The organism is Streptomyces fildesensis (genome assembly GCF_016107395.1).
Taxonomy (GTDB): Bacteria; Actinomycetota; Actinomycetes; order Streptomycetales; family Streptomycetaceae; genus Actinacidiphila; species Actinacidiphila fildesensis.
In genome coordinates this window covers 1-10,656 of record NZ_JAAIKO010000088.1, presented here as the reverse complement: position 1 = coordinate 10,656, position 10,656 = coordinate 1, and the positions used below count along the sequence as shown (strand labels likewise).

10 protein-coding genes and 2 pseudogenes are annotated in these 10,656 nt (G+C 69.0%); 10 read left to right on the top strand and 2 right to left on the bottom strand.

Translation table 11 applies throughout. The features are described from left to right. A partial coding sequence (locus C6N31_RS41650) for a CBS domain-containing protein (RefSeq protein ID WP_198359568.1) occupies positions 1–189 on the top strand: 189 nt, incomplete at its 5' end. A 603-nt stretch (positions 190–792) separates the two neighbouring features. Here C6N31_RS41650 and C6N31_RS45420 read toward each other — a convergent pair. After that, positions 793–960 carry a DUF6126 family protein gene (locus C6N31_RS45420; RefSeq protein WP_269277088.1) on the bottom strand — a complete coding sequence of 56 codons (168 nt, stop codon included), beginning with the start codon at positions 958–960 and terminating at the stop codon, positions 793–795. A 287-nt stretch (positions 961–1,247) separates the two neighbouring features. Beyond that, a complete protein-coding gene (locus tag C6N31_RS41645; protein ID WP_198359569.1) occupies positions 1,248–1,616 on the bottom strand; it encodes an ArsR/SmtB family transcription factor in 369 nt (122 codons plus the stop codon). A 440-nt stretch (positions 1,617–2,056) separates the two neighbouring features. On the opposite strand from C6N31_RS41645, the gene C6N31_RS41640 reads away from it, so the two are divergent. The 9 genes and pseudogenes from C6N31_RS41640 to C6N31_RS41600 all read left to right on the top strand — a co-directional run bounded on the left by C6N31_RS41640 (position 2,057) and on the right by C6N31_RS41600 (position 10,237). After that, positions 2,057–2,566: a flavodoxin domain-containing protein gene (locus C6N31_RS41640; protein WP_198359567.1), complete on the top strand. Its 510-nt coding sequence runs from the start codon at positions 2,057–2,059 to the stop codon at positions 2,564–2,566. Next, positions 2,563–3,144 carry an Rv1733c family protein gene (locus C6N31_RS41635; RefSeq protein WP_198359566.1) on the top strand — a complete coding sequence of 194 codons (582 nt, stop codon included), beginning with the start codon at positions 2,563–2,565 and terminating at the stop codon, positions 3,142–3,144. The genes C6N31_RS41640 and C6N31_RS41635 overlap by 4 nt, the downstream gene beginning before the upstream one ends. A 198-nt stretch (positions 3,145–3,342) precedes the next feature. After that, complete coding sequence (locus tag C6N31_RS41630; protein ID WP_198359565.1) at positions 3,343–3,966, top strand: hypothetical protein; 624 nt, start codon at positions 3,343–3,345, stop codon at positions 3,964–3,966. Positions 3,967–4,065: 99 nt separating this feature from the next. Further along, positions 4,066–5,082 carry a type I glyceraldehyde-3-phosphate dehydrogenase gene (gene gap / locus C6N31_RS41625; protein ID WP_198359564.1) on the top strand — a complete coding sequence of 339 codons (1,017 nt, stop codon included), beginning with the start codon at positions 4,066–4,068 and terminating at the stop codon, positions 5,080–5,082. An 80-nt stretch (positions 5,083–5,162) separates the two neighbouring features. After that, positions 5,163–5,704, top strand: a pseudogene (locus C6N31_RS41620) (HAD family hydrolase); the annotation flags it as partial. After that, positions 5,673–8,026, top strand: a pseudogene (locus tag C6N31_RS41615) (glycoside hydrolase family 65 protein); the annotation flags it as partial. The pseudogenes C6N31_RS41620 and C6N31_RS41615, both read left to right, overlap by 32 nt. Before the next feature lie 266 nt (positions 8,027–8,292). After that, the gene (locus C6N31_RS41610) at positions 8,293–8,796 is read left to right on the top strand and encodes a Crp/Fnr family transcriptional regulator (protein WP_198359563.1); all 504 of its coding nucleotides are present in this window, start codon (positions 8,293–8,295) and stop codon (positions 8,794–8,796) included. A gap of 47 nt (positions 8,797–8,843) precedes the next feature. Beyond that, positions 8,844–9,527 carry a helix-turn-helix domain-containing protein gene (locus C6N31_RS41605; protein ID WP_198359562.1) on the top strand — a complete coding sequence of 228 codons (684 nt, stop codon included), beginning with the start codon at positions 8,844–8,846 and terminating at the stop codon, positions 9,525–9,527. A 341-nt stretch (positions 9,528–9,868) separates the two neighbouring features. Further along, positions 9,869–10,237, top strand: a complete 369-nt coding sequence (locus C6N31_RS41600) for a universal stress protein (protein ID WP_232486309.1) — start codon at positions 9,869–9,871, stop codon at positions 10,235–10,237. The last annotated feature ends 419 nt before the right edge of the window (positions 10,238–10,656 follow it).

Sequence of the window (10,656 nt, the reverse complement as noted above, 5' to 3'; positions counted from 1 at the left end):
TATACCGAGGCCACCCGCGTGCGCGACATCCCCCACGACTGCAGTCCCTTCGCCCGCCCCGACATGCCCCTCAGCGAGGCTGAGGCCACCATGCGCGAGAGGTCACTTGCCGTGTGGCCCGTCGTGGACGACGACGGCGTTGCGCTCGGCGTCCTCACCCTCGGTCCGAACCCAAGGACTGCGGCGTGACGGCCACCGGCGCAGCAGCTGGAAGCGGCCCCGCCGAAGAAACGCTCGCCTGCCATGCCATGGCAAACCTGCGGCCCGGGCGGGGAATTGAGCCCTACGGCCCGCAACATGCCGCCTAGCGGTGCCTGCCCCTGCATTGCGGTCCCACCGCAGGCACAGCGTGCGCTCTCCTGCTCTCCACAGGCCTTATAGTTGCCAACATTGGCAATTAATGAGTCTCGTAGATTCAGGTGACCAACGGATCACCCCAGAGGGCCGACTTCCCGCACCTGGTTCAACCTGACACCCACGAACGGCGGCCGCCCCGCAGGAGAACCCCCGCTCCAGCAATGCGGGGTGGCCGCTGCACCACTTGCAAGGCGGCCCGATCGATTGACGGGCAAGGATCTGGGTGAGTCCGCGGCGCGGGATCCGCGACACCAGGCGAGTCACGGAGGCCGCATCGCCACGACCCGGGCCGTATCCACCTCCCGGCACCCGGCACCCGGCACCCGGCACCCGGCACCCGGACGTAACCCTGGTCACCGGACCATGACACGGAGCATGGCCGAACCGCTGCACCGAACCGTCACGGCAACGCCCCAGTCCTGACTGACTGACTCATCAGTGCGAGTGGGCCCCCAGGTAGAAGAGCAGCCAGAGGAATCCGGCAAAAAGATGCCCCGCGACGACGTAGACCATCACTCGCAGAACGACTGCTTTCTCCTTGTATTTTTCGCTTCCGTTTCCCGCATTGCTGGCGTGGGGCCCAGCTGTCGTCTCGCCTGTCATATCCGGTCTCCATTCGTCTGCGGGAACGAGCGTCCGAGGTCAACCCTGTGGGGCGCGTTGGCATTCGCTTCTGCGGGCCTGGGTGGATCCGCAGGGCATACCGCCTCTGCAGCACGCACAGCAAACACACCGACTTCCCGGCCCCGCACAGGATTGGCGGCACCTGACCGAAATGGACAGCGAGCGCGATCTCTACGGCTGCCGACCGCGCTGCGCAATTGCGGATGGCTTCGCAGACCAGCCGACCGACGACCTGCTCTGGCCTGCCGGCGCTCCCCTACGACGCTTCAACGGATGACCTGATCCCCGTTGACTGCCGCATCCGCTTCCTGGTCCGCGTGAAGTTCTGCCAGCAGACCCTCCTGGCCCGCCAACAACTGCCCCAGGGTCCGCCGTGCGGCTTGCAGCAGATCCGCCACATCCGCGCCCGCCAACTCATAGTTCACGGTTGCCCCCGAACGGCTGGCGACCACGATCCCCGAACGTCGCAGAACAGCCAACTGCTGCGAAAGGTTCGACGGCTCAACCTCAATTGCGGCCAGGAGATCCCGAACCGGCATGGGCCCAGCCTGGAGGAGCTCCAGCACACGGATGCGTACCGGATGCCCCAGCATTCGAAAGAACTCCGCTTTCGCCTGATACAGCGGAATCTGCACGTTCAGCAACGTCTCGTCTCCCACCTTCTGCAGCGTTCGCTTGCGTCGAGCTCCGCCACGAACGCTGCGCGGCGTTCCCGTCCCCCGGCTGCCGCCCTCACGCCACGCGAGTCGACCTTTTCACACCTCACGTCGACGAATGGCCTCGTCACACCTCGCCACTCGAAACCCATCCATTACGCAGTCGGTTAAATGCCAAATTGAAGAACTCTTCAAGCATAAGTCATGTTGGGCGGGCCTGCTGGTCACCCGGCCCGCCCGCCAGGGTTCATGGGGCCGGTCGGGCCCTTGGCGGGGCCCTGCGGCCCCTCCCCCGGCAGGGGCACGGCCTTCACGCTGGAACGGAGCCGGTCCGCCGGCCACCCGGCGACCTCGGTGTCGGAACGCGCTGCCACGCCGCACCACATTCGCCGGCTGTGAAAGCTGTCAGGAGACCTGTGATGACCGAACGCGTACTCATCGCGTATGCATCGAAGAACGGCTCCACCGCGGGCATCGCCACGATGATCGCCGAGGCGCTGCGCGAGCAGGGTCTGGCGGCGGAGGCCCGGGCTGTCGGTGAAGTGGAGAGCGTCGGCCCCTACGACGCTGTTGTCCTCGGCGGCGCCCTGTACGCGGGCCGGTGGCGCCGTGAGGCGGTCCGCTTCGCCTGGCACCACGAGGCGGATCTGGCCGAGCGGCCCATCTGGCTGTTCAGCAGCGGGCCTCTCGACGCCACAGCCCGTGAAGGCCTGATCCCTCCGGTGCCAGGTGTCCAGCGCCTCGTCGACCGTCTCAAGGCCCGCGGACACGTCACGTTCGGCGGCTGCCTGCAGGACGGCGCCAAGGGCCGGATCGCCCGCATGATCGTCAAGTCCGGCCGGGGCGGTGACTTCCGCGACCCGGAGCAGATCCGGCTGTGGGCACGCGGTGTCGCACGCGAACTGGTCAAGGAGGTCGCGACACCGTGAAGAAGCAACTGTGGTGGCGGCAGCGGCGGAGCAATCCGCTGTGCCGCCGCTCGGACGTGATCGAAAGTTGGGTGAACCTGGTAACGGCGCTTGCGCTGTTGCTCCTTCTGCCCGCGGCCGCCTTCACCGCCGGCCGCGCCGCCCACACCGCCGGTGTCCAGGCGTCGAGGGAGCAGCGGGCGTCGCGGCACCCCGTGGCAGCGGTCCTGCTGGAGAACGCGCCGGAGGCGGTTCCGCGAGTGGGTGCCGGCAGTGTTCGCTATGACGTCAAGGTGCGCTGGACAGGTGTCGCCGGAACCGTGGGGACCGGCACGGTGAAGGCGGATTCCGGGAGTCTGCGCGGCTCGAGAGCCACGGTGTGGCTGGACCGGACCGGGCGGCAGGTTCCGGCGCCCGTAGCGGGCGAGGAGCTCATATCGCTGACGTGGGTCGGTGGTGCGCTGGGCGCCGTCTGCTCGGCACTCGCGATCGTCATGGTGCGCGGGCTGGTCCGCCGGGGTGCCGATCGGCGGCGCATGGGGGAATGGGAACGGGCGTGGGCGTTGACCGCTCCTGAGTGGGGCCGGCGTCCGGTGTGACGACGAACCGCGCCTCAACGCCAGCACCGAGCAGGTCGGACTTGACGTACCCGTTCGGCTGAACGGGCCCTCGGAGTAGGGACGTTCGGCCCGGTCGCCGGGACTGCGGGCCCCTGAGCTCCCGCTCCCGACGACGGCACATTGGGACCGGACGCGGTTGCCGCGTCCCTCCTCCAGATCCCGGAAGGGATAGCCACCATGGCAGTCCACGAGCACCCGCAACAGCGCACCGGGTTCCACCTGCCGGCACGACACAGGGTCGGAACCTCGGCAGAGTCCGGCACGGCGCAGGCTCTGGCCGCGATGTCGACCAGCACACGGGTCCTCGCCGGTGTCCGCATCCTGACCGGGTTCATCTTCCTGTGGGCCTTCCTCGACAAGGCGTACGGCTGGGGTTACGCGACCGCGTCCGGCAAGGGCTGGGTCGACGGCGGCTCGCCGACGAAGGGCTTCCTCAGCGGCGTCTCCGCCGGCCCCATGCAGTCCACCTTCCATTCCTGGGCGGGTGCCGGCTGGGCGAACTGGCTGTTCATGCTCGGTCTCCTGGGCGTCGGGGTGGCCCTGACGGCCGGCATCGCGCTGTGGTTCGCCGCCGTCGCGGGTACCGCCATGATGGCGCTGATGTGGATGGCGGAATGGCCGCCGGCCCGGCACGCCTCCGACGGCACGCTGAGCATGTCCAACAACCCGCTCGTCGACTACCACCTGCTGTACGCGGCCGTCATGATCGCGCTCGCCGTCACCTCCGCCGGCAGCGTCTGGGGCCTCGGCCGGATCTGGTCGCGACTGCCCGTCGTCCGCGACCACCGCTGGCTGCTCTGACCCCCACCCGGCACCCGCCCAGCCCCGTTGCGTCCTGCCACGTCGCACGACCCAGCGGTAAACGACGGACCATCACCGACCGAACGAGGAGACATCATCATGGCCATACGTGTGGGCATCAACGGGTTCGGCCGCATCGGGCGCAACTACCTGCGCTGTGTCCTGGACCGGGCCGACGGCGGCACCGCCCCGGTCGAGGTGGTGGCCATCAACGACATCGCCCCGGCCGCGACGCTGGCCCACCTGCTGGAGTTCGACTCGACCTTCGGACGCCTCGGACGGGCGATCAGCCACGACGAGGAGTCGATCACGATCGACGGCAGGCGCATCGTGGTGACCGCGGTCCGTGATCCGTCGGAACTGTCCTGGGGTACCTACGGGGTGGACATCGTCATCGAGTCCTCGGGCCGCTTCCGGACCCGCGACGAGGCATCGCTGCATCTGAAGGCCGGGGCTCGCAAGGTGTTGATCTCCTCGCCGGCCAAGGACGTGGACCTCACCGTGGTCATGGGCGTCAACGAGACCGACTACGACCACGGCCGGCACCACATCGTGTCGAACGCGTCCTGCACGACCAACTGCGTCGTACCGATGGTCCACGTTCTGCACGAACGCTTCGGGATCATCAAGGGCATGATGACCACCGTTCACGGCTACACCAACGACCAGGCGCTGCTCGACGGTCCTCACAAGGACCTGCGGCGCGCCCGGGCCGCCGCCGTGAGCATCATCCCGACCAGCACCGGCGCCGCCCGCGCAGTGGGCATCGTGCTCCCCGAACTGGCCGGCGTCCTGGAGGGCATCGCAGTACGGGTTCCCGTGGAGGACGGGTCCCTGACCGACCTGACAGTGCTGCTCCGGCAGGACGTCACTTCCGAGGAGGTCAACGCGGCGTTCGCCGAGGCCGCCGAGGGGCCGTTGCAAGGCGTCCTGCGAGTGACCGACGCGCCGATCGTCTCGCGCGACATCATCGGCGACCCGGCGTCGTGCATCGTTGACGCGGGGCTCACCCAGGCGCAGGGTGATCTGGTGAAAGTCTTCGGCTGGTACGACAACGAGTGGGGTTACAGCAACCGCCTGCTGGACCTCACCACCTACGTCGCGGCCCGGCTGTGACGACGGCGGGCCGCGACGCGGCGCGACGGCCGAGCCCCTCCCCGGCGGAAGAGAACGCCGACGCGTCGGCGGCATCGCTGATGCTGTCGGTCCTCCGGTCGGTGCGGGCCGTGGTGTTCGACACCGACGGGGTCCTCACCGACTCGGCCCGGGTCCACGCCGCCGCCCGGCGGACCGCTTTCGACGCCTGCCTGCGGGCAGCGGGAGACGACCGCCCGTTCGATCCGGTGGAGGATTACCGGCGCTAGGTCGACGGCAGGAATCGGCTGGACGGCGCGGCCGCCTTCCTCGCCTCGCGCGACCTGCGGCTTCCCCCGGGCGATGCCGACGACCCACCCGGAACGGGCACTGTGCAGGCGGTCGCCGCCCGCAAGGAGCAACTGTTCACCCAGCAGCTGCGGTCCGGTGGCATCGCGGCTTGGCCGGGCACCGTACGGGTGCTGCACGCGCTGGGCGCCGCTGGTGTGCCCTGCGCCGCCGTATCCACCTCCCGCCACGCTCCCGAACTCCTGGCGGGCGCGGGCCCGTGATCGAGGACGCTCTGGCGGGCGTGGAAGCGGGCCGCCGGGGCGGCTTCGGCCTGGTCGTCGGTGTCGACCGCACGGCAGGACCGACCAGCGCCACCTCGCGAATCGCTGTGCACCCTCGGCAACGGTTACTTCGCCACCCGCGGCGCCGCCCCCGAGGAGGAGGCGGGCACCGCGCACTATCCGGGGACCTACGCGGCGGGCTACTACAACCGGCTGACCTCGACCGTATCCGGACGCACGGTCGAGAACGAGGACATCGTCAACCTGCCGAACTGGCTGCCACTGCGCTTCCGAGTCCGCGACACGGATCCCGACGGCCACACCGCACCCGGTCCCTGGTTCTCCCCGGACGACGGCTCACTTCCGGAGTATTCGGAGATCCTGGATCTACGCTGTGGCACGCTGACGCGACGCATGCGGCTGCGTGACGTGCAGGGGCGCCGGATCACCGTGGTGCAGTGCCGGCTGGTGCACATGGGCGATCCGCATCTGGCCGCCCTGCGGACCGAATTCACCGCCGAGGGCTGGGAGGGTGAGCTGGAGGTGGAATCCGCTCTCGACGGCGACATCAGAAACTCGGGCGTCGACCGCTACCGCGATCTGAACGGCCGGCACCTCGGCCGCTGGCACACCGAAGCCACCGAGCCGGACACGGTGTGGCTGGAGTGCCGCACCACCACCTCCGACATCCTCGTCGCGATGGCCGTCCGTACCCAGGTGACCGGGAGCATTGCCACCTCGGAGCGGCTCATCGTGGAGGATCGCACCGCCATCCATGCGCTGACGCTGCCGATCGGGCCGGACCGCCCTGTCATCGTCGAGAAGACCGTCGCGCTGCACACCTCGCACGACCCGGCGATCAGCGATCCGCTGCACGCGGCCATAGGCCGGACGCGGCGAGCCGGTGACTTCGCCGCGTTGCTCGCGTCCCATGAAGCCGCGTGGGAGCGTCTGTGGCAGCGGGCGGAGCTGGAGGTGCCGGGCGAGGCAGGACGCGTTCTGCGACTGCATCTGTTCCACGTCCTGCAGACCCTCTCACCGCACACCGCCGATCTCGATGTGGGCGTGCCGGCCCGCGGGCTGCACGGTGAGGCCTATCGCGGCCATGTCTTCTGGGACGAACTGTTCGTCCTGCCCTTCCTGAACCTGCACCTCCCAGAGGTCTCCCGGGCTCTGCTGTCCTACCGTTACCGGCGCCTGGGCCAGGCGTGCCGGGCGGCCGGCGCGGCCGGGCGGACCGGTGCCATGTATCCGTGGCAGAGCGGGAGCGACGGCCGCGAGGAGACGCAGACGCTGCATCTGAACCCCCACTCCGGGCGGTGGCTGCCCGACCACTCACGGCTCCAGCATCATGTCGGTTCCGCGGTCGCCTACAACGTCGTGCAGTACTGCCAGGCCAGCGGGGACACGGAGTTCCTGCACACAGCGGGCGCGGAGATGCTGCTGCAGATCGCCCGCTTCTGGGCGGACAGCGCGGTCTGGGACAAGGACCACGACCGATACCGGATCCGCGGTGTGGTCGGCCCGGACGAGTACCACGACGCGTACCCCGGTGCCGCAGAGCCGGGCCTCGATGACAACGCGTACACCAATGTGACAGCCGCATGGGTCCTGGCCCGTGCTCTGGAACTCGCCGGAAGCCTGCCCGCCCCACGCCGCCAGGCGCTCTTCGAGCGCATCGGGCTAAACGCGGGAGAACTCGAACTCTGGGAGGACGTCTCGCACCGGCTGCGGGTGCCCTTCCACCGCGGAGTCATCAGTCAGTTCGAGGACTATGGCGGCCTGGCCGAACTGGACTGGGACGGCTACCGCGCCCGGCACGGGGACATCCGGCGCCTCGACCGGATCCTGGAGGCCGAGGGCGACACCGTCAACGTTTACCAGGCGTCGAAACAGGCCGACGTATTGATGCTCGGCTACCTCTTCTCGCCGGCCGAACTCGCCACGCTCTTCCGGCGCCTCAGGTGCGGCCTCGACGACGACACCTGGCGCACAACTGTCGACTACTACCTGCGCAGGACGAGCCATGGTTCGACGCTCAGCTGTCTGGTCCACGGATGGGTACTGGCCCGGGCCCGCCGGGCCGGCGCCTGGAAGTACTGCCAGGAGGCGCTCACCGGAGACGTGGCCGACCTTCAGGGCGGCACCACCGCCGAGGGCATTCACCTGGGCGCCATGGCCGGCACGCTCGACCTCGTCCAGCGCGGCCTGACCGGCCTGGAGGTCCGCGAGGACGAGCTGTCACTCGACCCGGCGCCGCTCCCGGAACTGTCGGAATACGGCCCCTCCAACCGCTACCGAAGCCACTGGGGCATCGGACTGACCATGCACGCCGAAGCCTGAGCATCAACGTTCCGCCGTCCGACGAGCCTCCCGTCCGCATCCGGCTCGCGGGCCGCGCCCTCACCCTGGCGGTGAGACCACCTGTGAGCCCATCGGACATTGAAGGGGCGGTGCGGGTGTGCGTGGGCGACGGGATCGTCACTTTCTGTGGCGTGCTGGCAACAGTTTCGTACTCGGGGCCGCCCTGCCACCGGCTGAGGACGTTCGGCCCCTGCCCACGTCCGCGCCCCGGGGTGAGGATGAGAGGGCAGGCAGGAACGACGGTCGACCAGAGCGGCGAAGCGCGACCACGTCTGCACCCGTCGAAGACCGCGGAGCCGCGGAAACGGACAGTGCGATGTCCACCACACACTCCATTCTCGACAGGCTCACGACCGCACACCGTGACCGACTGATGGCGCTGTCCACACCGGTCGCCTTTCCCGCGGGCACCCGGATCTTCGACGCCGACCGGACCGCCGAACGCTTCTGGGTCCTGGACCGCGGCGAGGTGACCCTGGACCTGCACGTCCCCGGACGGCAGGCAGCCGTGGTGCAGACCGTCTCGGCGGGCGAACTCCTCGGCTGGTCCTGGCTGTTCCCGCCGTTCCGGTGGCAACTCGGCGCCCAAGCGCACACCGCCGTGCAGGCCACGGAGTTTCCGGCAGCAGCGGTCCGTGACCTGTGTTCCGCCGATCCCGGTCTGGGGCATGAGTTCGTCCTGCTCTGCGCGGCGGTCATCGGAGGCCGACTGCACTCCACCCGCACCCGGCTGCTCGACCTGTACGGACCCTACGGCGTGACCCACGGTGCCTCCGTACCGGTGGGCGGCCCGGACGACGACATCGGCCCCCGCAACTGACATCGAGTCCGGGGAACCCACCGACATCACCAGGGAAGCGATTGGCCATGAACCAGCAGACGAGAACAGACGCCGCTTCCGTCCGGCCGCAGCCTGTCGGCGACATAGGACGGCGGCTGGCGCTGCGTCGCGAACAACTGGGCCTCACCCGCGAACAGGTGGCCGACCTGGCAGGTATGGCCACGCCCTATCTGGAGTACCTGGAGCAACAGCCGACCGCCGTCCCCAGCGCGGTCCTCCTCCTCAGCCTCGCCGACGCCCTGCAGACCACGGTGTCCGAGCTGCGCGGAGGCGGCACGGATCTGCCGCCCGGCCTCGGAAAGGAGGCCCGCCATCCGGAACTGGTGGAGATGACACCGGAGGAATGCCGAGCACGGCTGTCCACGCACGGGGTGGGACGCGTTGCCGTGACCGGGGACGACGGTCCCGCCATCGTCCCTGTCAACTACCAGATGGCGGACGGATCGCTGGTCTTCAGGACATCGCCGGGATCCGCGCCCGCACTGTCGATCGGGGCCCGGGTCGCCTTCGAGGTGGATCACATCGATGAGGCGTTGAGCCAGGGATGGAGCGTGCTCGTCGTCGGCAACGCCGAACATGTCACCGACCCGGACACCGTCCGGCACCTCATCGAACGGACCCACAGCGGGCCATGGGCCGGCGGTGACCGCGCCATGTGGGTGCGGATCAATCCGGACCGCATCACCGGACGCCGGATTCACGTCCGCTGACCTGAAGGCCGCGCCACCAGTCGTCACCTCACGTACGGCGAGGGTCGTTCGGCCCTACGGATGTCCCTCTTCGGCCCAAGAGCGGGGTCCGCACCGCGTCGCACAGTAGAAGCGACGCCGGTTCGGCTCTCACGAAGGAAGCGAAGATGCCTGGAACCGATCGGTCAGGGCCGAGCCGCTGACCTTGCTCGTCCCGCTCGCAGACCGCGGCCGGCCCGTCGGGTCGGCCGCCCTCATTCTCAGGAGAATCGACAATGCCGCAGCGGACCCCTGAACTTGCACGACGTGTGGTCGTCGGAGTCGACGGATCGGAGTGCTCCAAGTCTGCGCTGAAATGGGCGATGACGTACGCACGGCTGACCGACGCCACCGTTGAGGCGATCGCTACCTGGCAGAACCCCGACACCTACGTCGCCAGCTACGGCTGGACACCCGGGATCGTCGACACCGGTGAGATCGCCGCGAGCGTTCGCAAGAACCTCGACGCGGCCGTCGCCGACGTGTCAGGTCAGTTCGACCGGCCCGTCGAGGTACTCGCCCGAGTGGTGGAGGGACATCCGGCAGAGGTGCTTCTGGAGGCCGCGGTCGGTGCGCAGCTGCTGACCGTGGGCAGCCGGGGGCACGGGGCCTTCGCCGGGATCCTGCTCGGCTCGGTCAGTCAGCACTGTGTTCAGCACGCGCCATGCCCGGTCGTCGTTGTTCCTGCCTGACCCGGGGTGTGTTGTTGAACGGGGTCTTCGCCCTGTCCCGATCAGGAGACCGCCCGGCGGCAGCCCCGCCAGGCGGTCTCCTGACGTCCGGCCCGGCCGGTGGCGGTCACCAGTGCTAAGAAGTGTTTGAAATGTCGATAGGGCTTTGAATCCGACATAACCTCACGGAATGGTGCAGAGCAAGGCAAGGGACGTCGACGGCTACCTGACCGAGGGTCGACTTCTTCGAGCGGACGGGACTCGACTACGTCTCCTGCTCTCCATTCCGCCTCCCGGCTGCCCGCCTGAAGTCCGGACGCGCCGCACTGCGTGTGAACTCGCCCGAGGACAACGGTGCATAGCCCTGGAACCACTGCAGCCGGGTCCGGCCCGCAGGCCGGCCCCGGCTGTCGTCGACTGCTGTCGCCCTCAGAGGGCTT

What these genes read in the sequence shown, in the direction of transcription:
- C6N31_RS45420 (WP_269277088.1), bottom strand. Translation starts at nt 960, where the DNA reads ATGACAGGCGAGACGACAGCTGGGCCCCACGCCAGCAATGCGGGAAAC.
- C6N31_RS41630 (WP_198359565.1), top strand. Translation starts at nt 3,343, where the DNA reads ATGGCAGTCCACGAGCACCCGCAACAGCGCACCGGGTTCCACCTGCCG.
- gap (WP_198359564.1), top strand. Translation starts at nt 4,066, where the DNA reads ATGGCCATACGTGTGGGCATCAACGGGTTCGGCCGCATCGGGCGCAAC.
- C6N31_RS41640 (WP_198359567.1), top strand. Translation starts at nt 2,057, where the DNA reads ATGACCGAACGCGTACTCATCGCGTATGCATCGAAGAACGGCTCCACC.
- C6N31_RS41605 (WP_198359562.1), top strand. Translation starts at nt 8,844, where the DNA reads ATGAACCAGCAGACGAGAACAGACGCCGCTTCCGTCCGGCCGCAGCCT.
- C6N31_RS41610 (WP_198359563.1), top strand. Translation starts at nt 8,293, where the DNA reads ATGTCCACCACACACTCCATTCTCGACAGGCTCACGACCGCACACCGT.
- C6N31_RS41600 (WP_232486309.1), top strand. Translation starts at nt 9,869, where the DNA reads ATGACGTACGCACGGCTGACCGACGCCACCGTTGAGGCGATCGCTACC.